Genomic DNA, 18,133 nt, shown 5'->3' with positions numbered 1-18,133 from the left:
TGTGAGGAGTAGCGATGTCGGTGGCGGAGATAGAGGCAGGGCTAGAGCGGCAGCGTGTGACGCTGGACCTCCAGGGCATCGTGGAGTCCGCGGCGCGCTTCCTTGAGGACGCGCCCGCCCGGGAGATCATCCGGTGGGCCGCGGCCACCTTCGGCGACCGCCTCTGTCTCACCTCGTCGATGAGCGACGCCCTGCTGATCGACCTGGTCAGCAGGGTCAAGCCCGGCGTCGACGTGCTGTTCATCGACACCGGCTACCACTTCGCCGAGACCATCGGCACGCGGGACGCGGTCGAGGCGGTCTACCAGGTCAACGTGATCAACGTGAAGCCGTCCAGGACCGTCGAGGAGCAGGACCGCGACCTGGGGCCGCGCCTGTACGGGCGCAACCCCGACCTGTGCTGCTACCTGCGCAAGGTCGAGCCGCTCAACCGGGCACTGGAGCCCTACCTCGCCTGGGTGTCGGGCATCCGCCGCGACGAGTCGCCCACCAGGGCGAACACCAAGGTCGTGGAGTGGGACGCCAAGCGGCAGATGGTGAAGGTCAACCCCATCGCCCGGTGGACGCAGGAGGACGTGGACAACTACATCGCCGACAACGGCGTCCTGATCAACCCGCTGCACTACGACGACTACCCCTCGATCGGCTGCGCCCCCTGCACCCGCCGGGTGGCGCCGGGCGAGGACCCGCGCAGTGGCCGCTGGGCCGGCCTCGGCAAGATCGAGTGCGGCATCCATCTGTGACGACCGTCCCGCACTCAGGCGCGCCGCTGATCGCGGTGGCGCACGGGTCCCGCGACCCGCGCGCCACCGCGACCGTGGAGGCGCTGCTCGACGGCGTACGGCGGGCGCGGCCCGGCCTGGACGTCCGCGCCGCCTATCTCGACCACGCCCCGCCGTCGCTGCCGCAGGCGCTGTCGGGGCTGGACGAGGCCGTCGTGCTCCCCCTGCTGCTCACCGCCGCCTACCACAGCCGGGTGGACATCCCGGCGGCGCTGCGGGAGGCGGCCGGCCGCACGCCGCGGCTGCGGGCCGTCTGCGGCCCCACGCTCGGACCGCACCCGCTGCTCGTCCGGGCCCTCGAACGCCGCCTCGCCGAGGCCGGTGTGGAGATCGGCGACCCGGACACCGCCGTTGTGCTCGTCTCGGCCGGCTCCAGCGACCGCCGGGCCAACGCCACGATCGCCGCCGTCGCCCGCGAATGGGCGCGCACCCGGCCCTGGTGGTCGGTCACCGCCGCCTACGCCTCGGCCGCCGCGCCCACACCCCGGGACGAGGTCGTACGGCTGACGCGCGCGGGCGCCCCGAAGGTCGTGGTGGCGCCCTATCTGCTGGCCCCCGGCTACTTCGCCGACGTGGTGGAGCGCGACACCCTGGAGGCCGGGGCGCACGCCGTGGCGGGCGTCCTCGGCCCCGCCCCCGAACTGGTCGCGCTCCTGCTCGAACGCCACGCCCAGGCCGTACGCGAGGCCCGCGAAGCGGCTTAGTGGTCGCGTCCGTGAACCCTTCGGGGGTTACGCGGCGACGTCGAGTGCGGCAGCCGGTGCTCGCAGTGGTCGTGCCGCATCACTCGGCCGCGGTCGTCCGCCGGGCGGTCCTGAGTGTCGTGAAGGCGGCCAGGCCGCCCAGCGCCGAGAGCACACTGAGGATCATCAGCGACAGGCCGTACCCGGCCGCGAGCGCCTCGGACCTGTCCACTGGGACCGGGCGGGCGAGCAGGGCCCCGGTGTGCGCGGCCGCCACGGACAGGAACACGGCGACGCCGAGGGCGACGCCGAGCTGGTAGGCGGTCTGCCGCAGGGCGGCGGCCATGCCCTGTTCGTCCGGCGCGACACCGGACGAGACCGCGACGGTGGTGGCGACCGCGGCGCCGGTGAAGGACGCGCCGACCACGACGAGCCAGGGGAGCAGGAACAGGTAGCCTCCCCCGCCGGGGAACGTGCTCAGGAAGGCGATCGCCACTGCGGACAACAGCGACGTCCCGGTGAGCACGGCTCGCACTCCCAGGCGAGTGATCAGCGGTCCTGCCACCTTCACGCCGATGAGCAGGCCGGCGAGGCCGGTGGGGACGAAGGCGAACCCCGCCTGCAGCGGGCTGTAGTGGCGCGTCTGCTGCAGAAACAGGGTGCACAGCAGGACGACGGCGCCGTTGAGCGCGCCGGTGACCATGGTCGCGACACCGGTGCCGGCGAACCACCGGGACCGCAGCATCGACAACCGGATCAGCGGATCACGGCGCCGGGTCTCGACGACGACGAACACACCGAGCAGGACGAGCGCCGCCACCACCGCGGCCGGGACGCCCACCGACGTCCAGCCATGCTCGGACCCGTAGGCGGGCGCCCAGACCGCCAGGGCGACGGCGGCGGTGACGAGGACCGCCCCGGTGACGTCCGGCACCCGGCGCTCGCCCTTCGGCGTGGTCGCGGCGATCACCCGCGCCGCCAGCACCGCGGCCAGCGCGGAGACCGGTACGTTGATGATGAAGATGCTGCGCCACCCGATGGTGTCGGCCAGCACGCCGCCGAGAATCTGCCCCGAGACGAACCCCAGGGAGGTGGCCGCGCCGAAGATCCCCAGCGCGCGGTTGCGTTCGGCGCCCTCGGTGAACGTGGTGGTCAGCAGCGCCAGCGCGGCCGGGGCGAGGACCGCCGCGCTGAGGCCCTGCGCGACCCGGGCGGCGACGAGCACCACGGGCGCGTTCGCCAGCCCGCAGGCCAGCGAGGTCAGCGCGAACGCGAGCAGGCCGGCGACGAAGATCCGGCGATATCCGAGCAGATCGGCCAGCCGGCCGCCGAGGACGAGCACGCCCCCGAAGGCCGTCGCGTAGGCGGTGATCACTCCCTCGACGCCGACCGGGGAGAACCGGAGCGCGTGCTGGATGGTCGGCAGGGCGACGTTGACGATGGACGAGTCCAGGATGACCATGAACTGGGCCGTCACCATCAGCGCCAGAACGAGCCCCCGGCGCCTCGGACTGCCGCCGTCGCCGCGGCTTGGGCCCGCGGCTTGGGGCCGGTGTCGCGTCGGTAGATCCTCGGGCATCTTCACCTTTGTGCCTCGTCCTCGCCGGGCACCTCGCCCCCTGTGGACCCCGTGCCGTAGGGACCCCCGCTCGCCACGGACCCTCGCCGTGGCGTATCGCGGGGATACTTCATGCTGCTGCCGAAGATCGCGTGGATCAACAGTGATCCACGCAACGATCGATCAGTCTGGCTGATCGAAGGAAGGCCCCGACATGGAACTCAGGGAGATCGAGACGTTCCTGGTCCTCGCCGACGAACTGCACTTCGGCCGTACGGCGCGACGGCTGAACCTCTCGCAGTCCAGGGTGAGCCAGCTCATTCGTGCCTTAGAGCGCCGGATCGGCGCCTCGCTGTTCGACCGGACGAGCCGCACAGTGACGCTGACCCCGATCGGCGCCCGGCTGCGCGACGGGCTCGGCCCTACGTACGCCCAGCTCAACGCCGTCGTCGAGGACGCCCGCCGGGAGGCGGAGCGGCGCACCCGGTTGCTGCGCATCGGCTGCGCCGGGGCGGCCGGGGGCGACTGGCTCACCGACGCCATCGAGTCCTTCCGGGCCGGCCGTCCCGGGTGCCGGGTGGTGCTGGCGGAAAACCCGCTGGTCGACCCGTACGGTCCGCTTCTGCGGGGTGAGGCCGACCTGCTGGTCGCCCGGCTGCCGGTCGAGGAGCGGCCGGAGCTGACCGTTGGTCCGGCCATCGCCCGGGAGGAGAGGCTGCTCGCGGTGCCCGCCGGTCATCCACTGGCCGAACGGGGCTCAGCGAGCGTGGAGGACCTGGCCGACCTGGGTGTGTTCGCGCTCAGATCGTCGCCAGAAGGTCTGTCCTGCCCGTTCGTCCCGCTCTACACGCCGGGCGGCAGGCTGATCCCGCGCCGCGGCGCGTTCTCCAGCTACTCCGAGATGCTCGAACTGGTCGCGCGACGCGAGGGCGTGCATCCACTGGCCGTCTCGCTGCTGAAGTTCCACCGGCACCCCGGCGTCGTCTTCGTGCCGATTCCCGACCTGCCCCCGGTCGAGGTCGCGCTGGTCTGGCCCACCGACGACCGGAACACGGATGTACGGGCGTTCACGGCCATCGTGAACGGAGCCCGCGCCGCCTGAGGACGAAGGCGGCAGTCCTCTCGTCCTCACCGATCCGATGGCTGAGGTGGGCACGGAGGAGAGCAGCCGTGCGGCGGTGAACAAGGCCGGCTTCGTCCACGAACGGGCCGTGCCGGATGTGATCGCGCTCCCGCCCAGAAGCGCGGCGGACCTGTGGCGGGGCCATGTGGTGAACCCGAACTACTTCGAAGTCGCGTCGCTCTCCTCGGAGGAAACGGCCGCCTTCGAGGCGCGCTACCTTGCTCGGGTCGCCGAGTTGCTGAACGAGCCGGACGCCTTCGATCTGCCGGTCATGTACGTCTACGCCCGTAAGCCCGGTTAGGCGGGCCGCCGGGAACCACGGCAGCTGGTCCAGGGTCGCCGCAGCCCGGGCGGAGCGGTCGCCGGCGAGCCACGCCTCGGGGGTTGAGCAGCAACCGAACGGCCGGTCACAGGATTTACGGACGCGATCACCTAGTCCACGGGCAGCGGGAAGCCGGTGGGCCGGTCGCAGGCCGAGGACAGGATCTCCTGCCCGTTCGGCTTGCGGATCACGATGTCCCTGTCACAGTTGATCGGCGTCGGCGCCGAGCGCAGCAGCCACGCCTCCCGGATCGTCACCCTGGCGCCGGTGCGGTACTCACCGGTCTCCGCGATGACGCGCTCGGCCTCCTGCTCGCCGAGCGCGGGAATCGGCGCCTCGGGTTCGCCGTCCGCCGCCACCCGCTGGACCGGCACCAGCGCCACAGCCACCTCGTTGCGTCCGGCGAGATCCCTGCCGGACTCGTCGATCCACGAGATCGGGTGGTCGACATGGTCGCTCTGGACGCCGCAGACGCCCTGGGCCTCCAGCCGGCCGTTCAGCCAGACGAACCCGTACGACGGCTCACGGCAGTCGACCCGCACGTTCACCGACTCGCTGATGCCCGTGTAGGGGAACCGCAGGACGCGTCCGCCCGTCTCGGTCTCCTTTTCGAGGAACACCCGTTGCCCCGCGAGGTACGACACCCCCGGAGTCAGCGAAGGGCCGGGCATGGCGGCGGCAGCGGCGGCCGGGCGGTCGCCGGGCGCGATCGTGACCGCACGCGGCGCCGTCGTCACCAGCACCGCGACGGCCAGGCCGGCGGCCAGCACCGCCCCGGCGGCGCCGCGACGGCGCCGGATACGCCGCACCCGCCGGTCGACGTCGGCCAGGGTGACGCCCGCGCCCTTCACGACGGAGGCGTCCCGGGCGAGCAGGTCACGCAGATCGTTGTCGGTCATCGTCATGTCAGCCCTCCAGGCTCATCGCGGAGCGGGCGGCGGAATCGACGCGCAGCCTGGCCAGGGCCCTGCTCGCCTGGCTCCGCACGGTGGCGACCGAGCAGCCGAGGATCTCCGCGATCTGGGCGTCAGCCAGGTCGGCGAAGTAACGCAGCACGATCACGGCACGCTGTTTCGGCGGCAGGCAGGTGAGGGCCTGCCGTACGGCCTCGCGGGAGCCGAGCAGGTCGGCGGAGTCGCCGACGCGCGGTTCCGGCAGCACGTCGGTCGGCTGCTCGCCCCGCCAGCGCCTGCGCCACCAGGAGGCGTGGGTGTTGGCCAGGATGCGGTAGACGTACGGGTCGGGGTTCTCGCCGACCCTGCGCCAGGCGAGCCACGCCTTGGCCAGCGCCGTCTGGAGCAGGTCCTCGGCGGTGGCCCAGTCGCGGCAGAGCAGGTAGGCCGTCCGCAGCAGTCGGTCCGAGCGCTGCTGCACGTAGCGCTCGAAGTCGGCCCGGTCGCGCATGTGCGGCCCCCAGGTTCTCGGTGATCCCTTGAACGGTCACCGATGACTACGCCCTGGGAGCGTCCCGCCGTTGCCTCGTACGGCCATCCGGCCGGCGGCGGATCAGTGCGGCCCGGATCAGGGCGGCACAGATCAGTGCAGGCCGTGGTGGCGGCGGTCGGGGATCTCGTATCCCCCGTGGCCCGGGCGCTGACGGCGCTCCTGCCACCATTCGCTCCAGGCGAACCAGCCGCGCTTGATCGGCTCGGCCCGGGAGTCGCCGATGATCTTCACGTCGCCCATCAGCACGTACGCCGTGACCTTGACGACGGGGGCGGACTGGCCGCGGGGCGCCTCGACCACCTGGACCTTCTTGTCCCCCATGATCGTGACGCCGGAGAGCTCGACGTCGACGCCGTCCGGCACGATGATCTTCACGTCGCCCATCACGCACGTGGCGACGATGTCCACCTCACGCCCGCGCACCTCGGCCTGGCGCAGGTCGAGGACCACGTCGCCCATCACGCAGACCGCGCCGATGCCGTTGTCGATCCGCCAGGTGCCGGTCCTCTTGGCGTCGCCCATCACCGCCACGATCCACTTGCGCATCCTGCCCTGCGGGGTGGCCGGTACGGCAGGCGCGGGAGCGGGAGCCGGAGCCCCGCCCGGCAGGTCGGCGGTGATCTGCGCGAGCTCGCCGTGGGTCTGCGCCAGATAGGCGGCCTCGGTCCGCTCGGTCAGCTCCGCGAGGGTCAGCCGCCCCTCCGCGGACGCCACGCGCAGTTGTTCCACCACGGACTCGCGTTCGGCGTCGGACGCCCGCATGCCACCCGGATCGTTCACGCCCTTCACCGTATCCCGCCCGGTCCCGCTCTCCCTCCTCCCTGGGAACGATCCTGCGAGCGATCCGCGGAGACGATCCCTGCGGACGAGGCCCGGAAGGGACTGTGTGAGCATGGAATCGTGACCCGCAGCAGGTTGCTGGAGGCGATAGCGGGAGGGGACGTCGCGCGGGTGGCGGCGATGCTGCACCCGGACACCGCCGTGAACCCCGCTCAGGGGACGACGCCGCTCTATCGGGCGGCCGTGGGCGGTCACCACGACATCGTCAGGCTGCTCCTGGAGTACGGCGCTGACCCGGACCAGCCGAGCGGGGGGCACGAGGAGGGCCTTCCGCTCTGTGCGGCGGCGTGCTGGGACCACGCCGAGACCGTGCAGGCGCTGCTCGACGGCGGCGCCGACCCCGACGCGGCGGAGGAGGGCGGCTGGACGGCCCTGCTGTGGGCCGCGGCCAACGGCAACCTGGAGTCGGCCGACATCCTGCTCGATGCCGGGGCCGATCCCGGCCGGGCCGACGACGACGGCGACACCCCGCTGACGCTGGCCGCGATCTTCGGGGCGTACGGGATCGTCTGGTCCCTGCTGGAGCACGGCGCCGACCCGTCCGCGCCCGGCTGGGACGGCGCGACCCCGCTGGAGATCGCCGCGCGGCTGGCGGCGGTGGATCTCGAAGCCGTGTTGCGCGAGGAGGTCTCCGCGAGGGTGGAGGGCGACTACACGGTGCTGGTGGCCCACGCCTCCGCTCCGGACGGCACCCGGCGGGTCACGGTCGAGGCGCGCGGCGCCGACGGCGGCTACGCGATCACCCGCCAGCACGGGCACGCCGCCGTCGCGACGGTCCTGGAGGCGGCTCTCGGCCTGCGGCCGCGCGCGGACGTGCTGCTCGGTCGCGCGCTGCCCTACCGCGACCTGGACGAGGACGACGAGACGTGGTGGGCGGCCGTCCACGCGCTCCAGTCCCGCCACGACGAGGAGACGTTCCTGGCGCTGGCCCGGCTGTGCGAGAGCGACGACCCGGTGGAGCGGGAGTTCGGCGTCGACGTGCTCGCCGAATTCGGCCAGGAGTCAGGCTTCGGCAAGCAGACGGGGCTCGGCGAGCCGGGGCTCGGCCGCGGCGCGGGGCACGACCCCTACCGGGACCGCACCCTGGAGATCCTGCGCGAACTGGCCCGGCAGGAGACCGAGCCCGCGGTCGTCGAGGCGCTGCTCCACGCGTTCGGCCACCAGGCCGACGAACGGGCGCTCCCCGAGGTGCTGGAGATCGTCAACAGCCCGGGCCGGGAGCCCACGGTCCACGACCCCATCGCGCTCGCCGCGGTCCTGCCTCCGGACGACGAGGACGGGCTGACCACGCTGATCCGGCTGAGCCGGTGCGCCGACGACGAGGTGCGCGACTGGGCCACGATGGGCATCGCGGGGCTGCCCGCCGACACCGCCTCCATCAGGGACGCCCTCGTCACCCGGCTGGCCGACCGCGATCTGACGACGGTGGCCGAGGCCGCGCGGGGCCTGGCCGGGCGTGGGGACCGGCGCGCGATCGAGGGCGTCCACCGGGTGCTGTGCGAGGCGGGCGCCGACCAGGACTACGCCCGCGACCTCGCCCTGGAGGCGGCCCAGGAGCTCGGCCTGGAGATTTCGGGGGCCTGACCGTTTGCCGCCCGGTGTTTGTCCCGGCCCTTCGAGATGTTGAGATGGAGTCCCGGCATGTTGGACGTCCCGGTATGGACGATTCCCGGCATCGACCACAGGAGGACCCAGTGACCCACGACGTGACCAACCAGGTGCCCCCGCTGACCGGCCACGACGTCTCGGCCGACCCGGCGCTGCTGGAGGGGCTCGCCAGGGAGGGGGCGGACTGGGCGACCGGGGAACTGCGCCAGCTCGGCCTGCTGGCCGGTTCTGCGAAGGCGCAGGAGTGGGGGCGGCTGGCCAACGAGCACCCGCCCGTGCTGCGCACCCACGACCGGTACGGCAACAGGATCGACGAAGTCGAGTTCCACCCGGCCTGGCACGAGCTCATGACGGTCGCGGTCGAGAGCGGCGCGCACGCCGCGCCCTGGACGTCGGCCCGGCCGGGTGCGCACGTCGCCAGGGCCGCCAAGTTCTTCACCTGGTCGCAGGTCGAGGCCGGGCACGGCTGCCCGATCTCCATGACGTACGCCGCCGTGGCCGCGCTGCGGCACTCGCCGTCGCTGCGGGCGGAGTGGGAACCGCTGCTGGCCTCCCGTACGTACGACTTCGGGCTGCGCCCGCCGCGGGACAAGCGCGGCGTGCTGGCCGGGATGGCCATGACCGAGAAGCAGGGCGGCTCCGACGTGCGGGCCAACAGCACCAGGGCCGAGCCGCTGGGCGACGGGAGCTTCGCGCTGACCGGCCACAAGTGGTTCAACTCCGCCCCGATGTGCGATGTGTTCCTGGTGCTCGCCCAGGCCCCGGGCGGGCTGTCGTGCTTCCTGCTCCCCCGCGTGCTGCCCGACGGCACCCGCAACGCGATACGCCTGATGCGGCTGAAGGACAAGCTCGGCAACCGGTCGAACGCCTCGGCCGAGGTCGAGTACGAGGGCGCCGTGGCCTACCTGGTCGGCGAGGAGGGCCGGGGCGTCCGGACGATCATCGAGATGGTGAACATGACCAGGCTCGACTGCGTGATCGGCTCGGCCTCCGGCATGCGGTACGGCCTGACGCAGGCGCTCCACCACACCCGCCACCGCAGGGCGTTCGGCCGGGCGCTCGCCGAGCAGCCGCTGATGCGCTCGGTGCTCGCCGACCTGGCGCTGGAGTCGGAGGCGGCGACCACGCTCATGACGCGCCTGGCCGGGGCGACCGACCGGGCGATCGGGGGTGACGCGGCCGAGGGCCTGTTCCGCCGGGCCGCCCTCGCCGCCGGCAAATACTGGGTGTGCAAGCGGGCGCCGGTCCACGCGGCCGAGGCGCTGGAGTGCCTCGGCGGCAACGGGTACGTCGAGGAGTCGCAGATGCCCCGGCTGTTCCGGGAGTCGCCGCTGAACGGCATCTGGGAGGGCTCGGGCAACGTGGCCGCCCTCGACCTGATGCGCGTGATGGCCAGGGAGCCGGAGGCGGTCGAGGCGTTCTTCGCCGAGGTGGCGCTGGCCCAGGACAGGAGGGTCGCCGACGCGGCCGAGCGGGTGCTGAAGAGGCTCGCCTCGGCGGGAGAGGCCGACGCGCGCCGGGTGGCCGAGGAGATGACGCTGGTCCTGCAGGCGTCCCTGCTCGTGCGGTACGCCCCCGCCGCGGTGGCCGACGCGTTCTGCGCGTCGCGCCTGTCCGGCGACTGGGGGCGCGCCTTCGGCACGCTGCCCTCCGGCCTCGACCTGGAGGCGATCCTCGACCGCGCGGCGCCGGCGTGAGCCGACCGGCCATGCCGGTGAGCCCATCGCGTCGGCGACGGCGTTAAGGTCGCTGCTGACGGATTAAGACTCGCTAAGTGAAGGGAAGTCGCCATGGCGACCACTCGTACCGCGACGACGCAGTGGAAGGGCGCGCTGCTCGACGGTTCGGGCACCGTTTCGCTCGACTCCTCCGGGGTCGGCACCTTCGACGTCTCCTGGCCCTCGCGGGCGGAGGAGGCCAACGGCAAGACGAGCCCGGAGGAGCTGATCGCCGCCGCCCACTCCTCGTGCTTCTCGATGGCCCTGTCCAACGGCCTGGCCAAGGCGGGCACGCCGCCGCAGTCGCTGGAGACCCGGGCGGATGTGACCTTCCAGCCGGGTGAGGGCATCACCGGCATCGTGATCTCCGTCCGCGGGCAGGTGCCCGGCATCTCGGCCGAGGACTTCCAGCAGGCCGCCGAGACGGCCAAGGCGAACTGCCCGGTGAGCAAGGCGCTCGCCGGCACGACGATCACCCTGAACGCCGAACTCGTCGGCTGAGCACCAGCGGGAGCCCCCGCCGGACTCGATCCGGTGGGGGCTCCCGCGTTCCCGGGCGAGAGCAGGGGTCGTCGCGGGTGCACGATTCGCCCCGGCAGTGGAGAATGAGGTTACATGCGCGAGGTTTGGCCTGGAGAGCCCTACCCGCTCGGCGCCACCTGGGATGGTGTGGGCACCAACTTCTCGGTGTTCTCGGAGGCGGCCGAGCGGGTCGAGCTGTGCCTGTACGACGACAGAGGCGGAGAGACCCGCGTCGACCTGCCCGAGGTCGACGGGTTCGTCTGGCATGGCTACGTGCCGGGGATCATGCCCGGCCAGCGGTACGGCTTCCGCGTGCACGGGCCCTACCGGCCCGACCACGGGCACCGGTGCAATCCGTCCAAGCTGCTGCTCGACCCCTACGCCAAGGCGATCGAGGGCTCGGTGCGGTGGAACGAGTCGCTGTTCTCCTACCACTTCGCCGACCCCGCGCGGCTCAACACCGAGGACTCCGCGCCGTACATGCCGAAGAACGTGGTCGTGAACCCGTTCTTCGAGTGGGGCAACGACCGGTCGCCCCGCACGCCCTATCACGAGACGGTGATCTACGAGGCGCACGTGCGCGGCCTGACCATGCGCCATCCCGCCGTCCCCGAGCGGCAGCGGGGCACCTACGCGGGGCTCTCGCACCCGGCGGTGCTCGACCACCTCCAGTCGATCGGCGTGACGGCGGTCGAGCTCATGCCCGTCCACCAGTTCGTGCCGGAGCACTTCCTGGTCGCCCGAGGGCTGACCAACTACTGGGGCTACAACACGATCGCCTACATGGCGCCGCACAACACGTACGCCAGCTCAGGGCAGCGCGGCGAGCAGGTCCAGGAGTTCAAGGCGATGGTGCGCGCCCTGCACGAGGCGGGCATCGAGGTGATCCTCGACGTCGTCTACAACCACACCGCCGAGGGTGACCACATGGGCCCCACGCTGGGCTTCCGGGGCATCGACAACGTCGCCTACTACCGCCTGCACGAGGAGGACCGCCGCTACTACCTCGACTACACCGGGTGCGGCAACTCGCTGAACGTCCGCTCGCCCCACGCGCTTCAGCTGATCATGGACTCGCTGCGCTACTGGGTGCTCGACATGCACGTGGACGGCTTCCGCTTCGACCTCGCCGCCGCGCTGGCCCGGGAGCTCCACGACGTCGACCGGCTGAGCGCGTTCTTCGACCTCATCCAGCAGGACCCGGTGATCTCGCAGGTCAAGCTGATCGCCGAACCGTGGGACGTCGGCCCCGGCGGCTACCAGGTCGGGAACTTCCCGCCGCTGTGGACCGAATGGAACGGAAAGTACCGCGACTCCGTGCGGGACTTCTGGCGCGGGGCCTCCCAGGCGCTGCCCGAGTTCGCCTCGCGCCTGGCCGGGTCGAGCGACCTGTACGCCAGCAGCGGCCGCCGCCCGGTCGCCTCGATCAACTTCGTGACCGCCCACGACGGGTTCACCCTCACCGATCTCGTGTCGTACGACCACAAGCACAACGAGGCCAACGGCGAGGGCAACCGCGACGGCACGGACGACAACCGCTCCTGGAACTGCGGCGCCGAGGGCCCGGTGGAGGATCCCGGCATCGTACGGCTGCGCCGCCGGCAGCGGCGCAACCTCCTCACCACGCTGTTCGTGTCCCAGGGCGTGCCGATGCTGCTGGCGGGCGACGAGTTCGGCCGCACCCAGCACGGCAACAACAACGCCTACTGCCAGGACAACGACACCTCCTGGATCGACTGGTCGCTGATCCGGCAGGAGGGCGACCTGCTCGACTTCGTCCGCCGCCTGGCCGCGTTACGGCGGGCGCATCCCGTCTTCCGGCGGCGCCGGTTCTTCCAGGGCCGCGCGGTCGGTGACGGCAGCAGGGACGTCATCTGGCTCACGCCGTCCGGCGCGGAGATGACCGACGGCGACTGGCACACGGGCTACGCGAAGTCGCTGGCGGTGTACGTCAACGGCGACGCGATCAGCGAGCCCGGCCCGCGCGGCGAGCGGATCAGCGACGAGACCTTCCTGCTGCTGATCAACGCGCACCACGAGAACCTGACGTTCGCCCTCCCCGGCCCGGAGTTGGGGGCCGCCTGGCGTCCCGTCCTCGACACCGCCGACGAGGACGTCCGCGACGACCCGTACGCCGAGGAGACCCTGCCCGCCGGGGCCAAGGTCTGCCTCGCCGACCGGTCCATGCGGGTCCTGGTCTGCGCCGGCGGCTGAGCCGTCCCCGCCGCCGCCCCGGGCCCGCCGGGAGGCCGGGTCGCGGCCGGGCACGACCCCGGCGGGCCTGCGTGCCGTAGGGGTCGGTGTCGCAAACTCGGCCGCTTACCCCCATAGGGGACATTCCTGCACACTTCGTTACTCTCGGGCGGGTGACCACGACACCAGTGCAGGCCGGCCTGCCGCCGAAGCCCCGGGCGGCGGTCGTGCGGGACGCTCTCGGGGTCGGCACGGCCGTGGGCCTGTCGGGCTTCGCGTTCGGCGTCACCTCGGCGGGTGCGGGGATGACCGTCGTCCAGACCTGCGTGCTGTCGCTGTTCGTGTTCACCGGAGCGTCCCAGTTCGCGCTGGTGGGCACGCTCGGCACCGGCGGGAACCCGCTCGCCGCCGCGGCCGGGGCGCTGCTGCTCGGCGCCCGGAACGCCTTCTACGGGCTGCGGCTGTCGCAGTTGCTCGGGCTCCCCAAATCGGTCCGCCCGCTCGCCGCGCAGTGGGTGATCGACGAGACCTCCGCCGTGGCCCTGGCCCAGCCCGGCCGGCGCCTCGCCCGGCTCGGGTTCACGATCACCGGGGTCAGCCTGTACGCCGGATGGAACATCACCACGTTCCTGGGCGCGCTGGGCGCCTCCGCGCTCGGCGATCCGGCGGCCTGGGGGCTCGACGCCGCCGGCCCGGCCGTCTTCCTCGCCCTGCTCCTCCCCATGCTCCGGGCCCGTTCCTCCTCCGCGCCCGCCACCGCTCCCCCTGCCGCTCCTGCGACTTCTCCGGAACCGGCCGATGACGCGGCCCGCCCGCAGGCGGCGCCGCCCGGCACACCGCCGGCCCGGGCCCCGCTCGTCCGGACGCTCGTCCGGGCGCTCGTCCGGCGCGAGGAGGCGGCGGTGGCGGTGCTGGCCGTCGTGCTCGCCCTCGCCTGCGTGCCGCTCGTGCCCGCGGGCGTGCCGGTGCTGGTGGCCGTGCTCGCCGCGCCCGCGGTGCTGGCCGCGTCACGGCTGCTCGCCCGCCGCTCGCCCCGAGGAGGACGCCGATGATCTGGGTCGCGATCGTCGTCACGGCGGCCGGATGCTACGCCGTGAAGCTGCTCGGTCTTTCGGTGCCGGCGGCGGTGCTGGAGCGGCCGCTCGTCCGCAAGCTGGCCGCCCTGGTGCCGATCGCGGCGCTGGCCGCGCTGATCGCCCTGCAGACCTTCGCCGACGGCCGCACGCTCGTCGTCGACGCCAGGGCCGCCGGGCTCGCCGCGGCGGCCGTCGCGTTGCTGCTGCGCGCGCCGTTCCTGGTGATCGTCGCGGTCGCCGTCGTCGTCACCGCCGCCGTCCGCGCGCTGGCCGGCTGACGGTCAGGCAGGCTGGCGGCCCGGCCGGTCAGCGGGCGAGGATCTTGTCGAGGTCGTAGCTCACCGGACGTTCGAGCTGTTCGTAGGTGCAGGACGCCGGGGTCCGGTCCGGGCGCCAGCGGCGGAACTGGGCCGTGTGACGGAACCGGTCGCCCTCCATGTGGTCGTAGGCCACCTCGACCACCTGCTCCGGCCGCAGCGGGATGAACGACAGATCCTTCTTGGCGTTCCACCGCGACACGGCGCCGGGCAGGCGCTGGCCCTCGGCGCCGCCCGCCGCGACCTCGGCCCAGTGTCCCCACGGATGCTCGCTCAGGTCCTCCACCCGGTAGGGCGCGAGCTCCTCGACGAGTTCCTCACGCCGCTTCATCGGGAACGACGCGGCGACGCCCACGTGGTGCAGGCGGCCGTCCGGCGAGTAGAGCCCGAGCAGCAGAGAGCCGACGACCGGCCCCGACTTGTGCTCGCGGTAGCCCGCCACCACGCAGTCGGCCGTCCGCTCGTGCTTGACCTTGAACATCACCCGCTTGTCCGGCGTGTACGGCTGGTCGCCCGGCTTGACGACGATGCCGTCCAGACCGGCGCCCTCGAACGCGTCGAACCACTCGGCGGCCCGGCTCTCGTCCTGCGTGACCGGCGTGAGCCGTACGGACCGGCCCGCGCCCGCCAGCACCTCCTCCAGCCGGGCCCTCCGCTCCGAGAACGGCGCCTCCATGAGGTCCTCCGTCCCGGTGGCGAGCAGGTCGAAGGCGACGAAGGACGCGGGCGTGTTCTCGGCCAGCAGCCGCACCCGGGACTGCGCGGGATGGATGCGCTGCTGCAACGCGTCGAAGTCGAGCGACTGTCCCCTGATCAGCACGATCTCGCCGTCCACGACGCACTTGGGCGGCAGCTCCCGCCTGACGGCCTCGACCAGCTCGGGGAAGTAGCGCGTGAAGGGCCGCTCGTTCCTGCTGCCCAGGAAGACCTCGTCGCCGTCGCGGAAGACGATGCAGCGGAAGCCGTCCCACTTCGGCTCGTAGTAGAGCGAGCCGTCCTGCTTCGGCAGCCCCTTGACGGCCTTGGCGAGCATCGGCGCGACCGGCGGCACGACCGGCAGGTCCAGGTCGGGGATCTGCGGCTCAACCGGAAGCTTCATCCTGCGCCTCCCTGATGTATCGGCAGAAGAGGAAGCCGTCCTCTTCGAGCACCTGGGCGAGGGTCAGCGGCGTGCGCGATGCGACGCCGTCCAGTATGCGCGCCGCGTCGCCGCCGGCCAGCAGCGGGCTCACGGTCAGCGCCAGCTCGTCGACGAGGCCGGCGGCGGCCAGCTGCGCGTTCACCCGGGGGCCGCCCTCGCACAGGACGCGGCCGAGGCCCCGGTCGCGCAGCTCGCTCACGGCCGTCGCGAGATCGACCCGCTCATCGCCCGCGACGATCAGATCGGCCCTCGCGGCCGCCTCCTCGCGGCGGTCCTTCGGCGCCGACTCCGTCGTGATCACGATCGTCCGGGCGTACGGCTCCGCCTCGGTGAACAGCGAGCTGCCGAGGTCGAGGTCGAGGCGGCGGGTGACGACGGCGATGGGCGGCGCCGGGGGCCTGCCCTCCCGCAGGGCCCGCCACGACTCGCGCGGGCGGGCCGGGCGGTATCCCTCGGTGCGGACGGTGGCGGCCCCGGCCAGCACCACGTCGGCCAGGCCGCGCAGCAGTCCGAAGATCCGCTTGTCGGCCGGGCCGGACAGGCCCTCCGAGTGGCCCTCGACCCAGGCCGCGCCGTCGGCGCTGGCCACCATGTTGAGGCGCAACCAGTGGTTTCGCGGGTAGGCGTAGGCGGCGGGGATGTCCGGCTCGTCCTCGGCGTAGGGGTGGATGCGGCGCACGCTTCCTACAGTGGCACACCGCACCGACAACACCGCCGCGACGCCCCCGCGACGCCCCCGTGCCGCCTTCTCCGCCGCGACGCCGCCCGCCTCGCCCGCCGCCGCGGCCCCACCACCGCACCGTTCCCTGCCGTCACCGTTCTCTGCCGCCACCGTTCTCTGCCGTCACCGTTCCCTGCCGCCACGGCCACGGCCGGCCCGTCTCATGGCCGACACGGCGCCAAATCCAGCACTCCGGCGGCTTCGCCGTTCTAATCTTTCCGCCGATCGGAACAGGCCACGGAATCCGGTGATATTCGGGGGGCGGATATATGGGCGGGCCGAGCAGGCGGGAGCTGCTGGCATCGGCGGTGTGGGGCACGGCGGCGATCGCGTTCGGGGTGCGCGGGACGGCGGCGCACGCGGACCCGGCCCTGCCACCGGCCCGCAGGCGGGTCCGCGACATGACCAAGGAGCAGTGGGAGGCGTTCGTCCGGGCGGTGCGCGCGCTGAAGGCGCGGGGGACCTACGACGCGCTGGTCAAGACCTACGCGGACGGCTTCGCGGCCACCCACGCCAACGGCTTCTTCCTGCCGTGGCAGCGCAGATATCTCCTGCACTTCGAGCGGGAGCTCCAGCGCATCGATCCGGCCGTGTCCGTGCCGTACTGGGACTGGCCCCGCGACGGCCGGGCGCCGGAGCGCTCGGCGGTGCTGTCGAAGGCGTATTTCGGGGGAAACGGCAGCACGAAGCACGATCAGGCCGTGCTCGACGGCGCGTTCGCCGGGTGGACCGCCAAAGTCCCGCGGGTTCATCCGCTCCGGCGTTCGTACGCCGACGGCGGGAAGATTCCCCCATGGGCCTCGCCCGATCTCATCGCGAACATGCTGAAAAATCCGGACTTCCAGGTGTTCAACATGCAGCTGGAGATCCACATCGGCGCGGTGCAGATGGGCATCGGAGGGGACCTGGCCCAGTCCGCCGCCCCGAACGACCCCCTGTACTGGGTCGTCGCCTGCTTCGGCGACCTGCTGTGGCACATGTGGCGCTCACGTCATCCCGAGGCTCCGGTCCGGTCGGCGTACGGAGACGTCACCGAGGAGAGCCGCCTGCCCCGATACGGCGACCCGGTCGCGAACGTCCTGGACGTCGAGAAGCTGGGCTACCGCTACGACGGCGTGTGGCCGCGTACGCGCTGACACCGGGCCCGTGGCCTACGGGCCGGGGATGAGGGTCCAGTACTCGTCGGGCAGCTGGACGGTCACATCGAAGAACTCCTTGGTCGTGACGGCCTCGCGCAGCGTGGCGAACACGGCGGCGGCGTGCTCCCTCGCCCGGTCGACGGGGACGCCCTCACGCTCCGCCACCCGGCGCAGGAACTCCTCCAGCGGCATCCGCTTGGCCGTACCGGTACGGTCGGCCGTACCCCGCCTCAGTGGCGGGTGCAGCCGGACCGGCAGTTCGCGGATGAGGTCTCGCACCTCGCCTGCGGCGATGCGCTCCGCCAGCGTCTCCAGCACGGCCGCGGTGGCGCGTTCGGCGCCCCCGGCGTCGAGCCCGGTCCGCCGCGCGACCCTGGTCAGGAACTCCGAAGCCGGCATGACCCGCACCTGCCGCCGCTGCGCCTCCGCCACCAGAGGATCGAAGTCCTCCGGCAGGTCGGCCGCGAGGTTTGCCACCTCCTTGGCGTCCAGGGCGGCGCCCAGGGCCCAGAAGACGGCTCGTGCGTGCCGTTCCGCCTCCTCGATGTCCTCCACCTGTTCCCGCTCGGCCACGTGCCGAAGGAACTCGTCGACGTCGAAGGCCTCGGAGCCCGCCTCCGTGTAGATCCACGGCTTCAGCTCAGCGGGCAACTGCCGGAGGAGATCCCGGCTCTCGCCCTTCGACAACCGTCGAGCGAGCGTCTCCAGCGTCGCCCGGATGGCGCGCTGGGCGCCCTCGGCGTCCAGGCCCGTCTGCCGGCTCACGATTTCGAGGAACTCTTCGTATTCCACGGGCGCGCCCTCGCGTCGACACCGCATGCTTTCGCCTCTCGTGGTCAGCTACCCGTCAACCGGGCCAGCCATCCGTCGCCGGCGGCGGCTCCTGGCCCTGCGCAGCGGGCGCCCGGCCAACCACCGACAGGGGGTTTTCCCAAAAATGGGCC

At 72.6% G+C, this 18,133-nt stretch carries 18 protein-coding genes; 11 read left to right on the top strand and 7 right to left on the bottom strand.

Translation table 11 applies throughout. The annotated features are described in order from the left end of the window. Positions 1–14: 14 nt before the first annotated feature. Both QSK36_RS02665 and QSK36_RS02660 read left to right on the top strand, forming a co-directional pair. Positions 15–743, top strand: a complete 729-nt coding sequence (locus QSK36_RS02665) for a phosphoadenylyl-sulfate reductase (protein WP_030505395.1) — start codon at positions 15–17, stop codon at positions 741–743. Continuing rightward, a complete protein-coding gene (locus tag QSK36_RS02660) occupies positions 740–1,486 on the top strand; it encodes a sirohydrochlorin chelatase (protein WP_285781199.1) in 747 nt (248 codons plus the stop codon). Before QSK36_RS02665 ends, QSK36_RS02660 begins: the two co-directional genes overlap by 4 nt. 79 nt (positions 1,487–1,565) lie before the next feature. Here the strand turns inward: QSK36_RS02660 and QSK36_RS02655 are convergent, their stop codons facing one another. Continuing rightward, positions 1,566–2,945 carry an MFS transporter gene (locus tag QSK36_RS02655; protein ID WP_285781198.1) on the bottom strand — a complete coding sequence of 460 codons (1,380 nt, stop codon included), beginning with the start codon at positions 2,943–2,945 and terminating at the stop codon, positions 1,566–1,568. 292 nt (positions 2,946–3,237) lie between these two features. Between QSK36_RS02655 and QSK36_RS02650 the strand changes: the two genes are divergently transcribed. Together QSK36_RS02650 and QSK36_RS02645 are read left to right on the top strand one after the other, a co-directional pair. Then, complete coding sequence (locus QSK36_RS02650) at positions 3,238–4,125, top strand: LysR family transcriptional regulator (RefSeq protein ID WP_285781197.1); 888 nt, start codon at positions 3,238–3,240, stop codon at positions 4,123–4,125. 37 nt (positions 4,126–4,162) lie between these two features. Further along, positions 4,163–4,447: a hypothetical protein gene (locus QSK36_RS02645; protein ID WP_285781196.1), complete on the top strand. Its 285-nt coding sequence runs from the start codon at positions 4,163–4,165 to the stop codon at positions 4,445–4,447. A gap of 131 nt (positions 4,448–4,578) precedes the next feature. Here the strand turns inward: QSK36_RS02645 and QSK36_RS02640 are convergent, their stop codons facing one another. The 3 genes from QSK36_RS02640 to QSK36_RS02630 form a co-directional block, all read right to left on the bottom strand. Beyond that, complete coding sequence (locus QSK36_RS02640) at positions 4,579–5,373, bottom strand: hypothetical protein (protein WP_285781195.1); 795 nt, start codon at positions 5,371–5,373, stop codon at positions 4,579–4,581. A gap of 1 nt (position 5,374) precedes the next feature. Continuing rightward, positions 5,375–5,872, bottom strand: coding sequence for a SigE family RNA polymerase sigma factor (locus tag QSK36_RS02635; RefSeq protein WP_183536385.1), 498 nt, complete (start codon positions 5,870–5,872; stop codon positions 5,375–5,377). A 132-nt stretch (positions 5,873–6,004) separates the two neighbouring features. Further along, positions 6,005–6,694, bottom strand: coding sequence for a DUF1707 SHOCT-like domain-containing protein (locus QSK36_RS02630; RefSeq protein WP_285781194.1), 690 nt, complete (start codon positions 6,692–6,694; stop codon positions 6,005–6,007). A gap of 120 nt (positions 6,695–6,814) precedes the next feature. Here QSK36_RS02630 and QSK36_RS02625 point away from each other — a divergent pair, with 120 nt between their 5' ends. The 6 genes from QSK36_RS02625 (at position 6,815) to QSK36_RS02600 (ending at position 14,149) form a co-directional block, all read left to right on the top strand. Continuing rightward, the gene (locus QSK36_RS02625) at positions 6,815–8,338 is read left to right on the top strand and encodes an ankyrin repeat domain-containing protein (RefSeq protein WP_285781193.1); all 1,524 of its coding nucleotides are present in this window, start codon (positions 6,815–6,817) and stop codon (positions 8,336–8,338) included. 74 nt (positions 8,339–8,412) lie between these two features. After that, positions 8,413–10,059: an isovaleryl-CoA dehydrogenase gene (locus QSK36_RS02620; RefSeq protein ID WP_183536381.1), complete on the top strand. Its 1,647-nt coding sequence runs from the start codon at positions 8,413–8,415 to the stop codon at positions 10,057–10,059. A 93-nt stretch (positions 10,060–10,152) separates the two neighbouring features. Further along, positions 10,153–10,581 carry an OsmC family protein gene (locus QSK36_RS02615; RefSeq protein WP_079314144.1) on the top strand — a complete coding sequence of 143 codons (429 nt, stop codon included), beginning with the start codon at positions 10,153–10,155 and terminating at the stop codon, positions 10,579–10,581. Between the two features lie 114 nt (positions 10,582–10,695). Beyond that, positions 10,696–12,816, top strand: a complete 2,121-nt coding sequence (gene glgX, locus QSK36_RS02610; RefSeq protein WP_285781192.1) for a glycogen debranching protein GlgX — start codon at positions 10,696–10,698, stop codon at positions 12,814–12,816. Between the two features lie 152 nt (positions 12,817–12,968). Continuing rightward, positions 12,969–13,847 carry an AzlC family ABC transporter permease gene (locus QSK36_RS02605; protein WP_285781191.1) on the top strand — a complete coding sequence of 293 codons (879 nt, stop codon included), beginning with the start codon at positions 12,969–12,971 and terminating at the stop codon, positions 13,845–13,847. Continuing rightward, positions 13,844–14,149: an AzlD domain-containing protein gene (locus QSK36_RS02600; protein WP_139574704.1), complete on the top strand. Its 306-nt coding sequence runs from the start codon at positions 13,844–13,846 to the stop codon at positions 14,147–14,149. Before QSK36_RS02605 ends, QSK36_RS02600 begins: the two co-directional genes overlap by 4 nt. Before the next feature lie 28 nt (positions 14,150–14,177). Here QSK36_RS02600 and QSK36_RS02595 read toward each other — a convergent pair whose 3' ends face one another. Both QSK36_RS02595 and QSK36_RS02590 read right to left on the bottom strand, forming a co-directional pair. Then, entirely contained in the window at positions 14,178–15,287 is a 1,110-nt protein-coding gene (locus QSK36_RS02595) for an ATP-dependent DNA ligase (protein ID WP_285781190.1), read from the bottom strand. Continuing rightward, on the bottom strand, positions 15,271–16,008 hold the full coding sequence (locus QSK36_RS02590) for a pyrimidine reductase family protein (protein WP_285781189.1): 738 nt from the start codon (positions 16,006–16,008) through the stop codon (positions 15,271–15,273). Before QSK36_RS02590 ends, QSK36_RS02595 begins: the two co-directional genes overlap by 17 nt. A 311-nt stretch (positions 16,009–16,319) precedes the next feature. On the opposite strand from QSK36_RS02590, the gene QSK36_RS02585 reads away from it, so the two are divergent. After that, a complete protein-coding gene (locus QSK36_RS02585; RefSeq protein ID WP_285781188.1) occupies positions 16,320–17,186 on the top strand; it encodes a tyrosinase family protein in 867 nt (288 codons plus the stop codon). A 15-nt stretch (positions 17,187–17,201) separates the two neighbouring features. Here QSK36_RS02585 and QSK36_RS02580 read toward each other — a convergent pair whose 3' ends face one another. Then, a complete protein-coding gene (locus QSK36_RS02580) occupies positions 17,202–17,981 on the bottom strand; it encodes a DUF2267 domain-containing protein (protein ID WP_285781187.1) in 780 nt (259 codons plus the stop codon). Between the last annotated feature and the right edge of the window lie 152 nt (positions 17,982–18,133).

It is taken from the genome of Microbispora sp. NBRC 16548 (assembly GCF_030268985.1).
Classification (GTDB): domain Bacteria; phylum Actinomycetota; class Actinomycetes; order Streptosporangiales; family Streptosporangiaceae; genus Microbispora; species Microbispora catharanthi.
The sequence above is the reverse complement of the archived record's forward strand: the minus strand, read 5'-3'. Positions and strand labels throughout refer to the sequence as shown.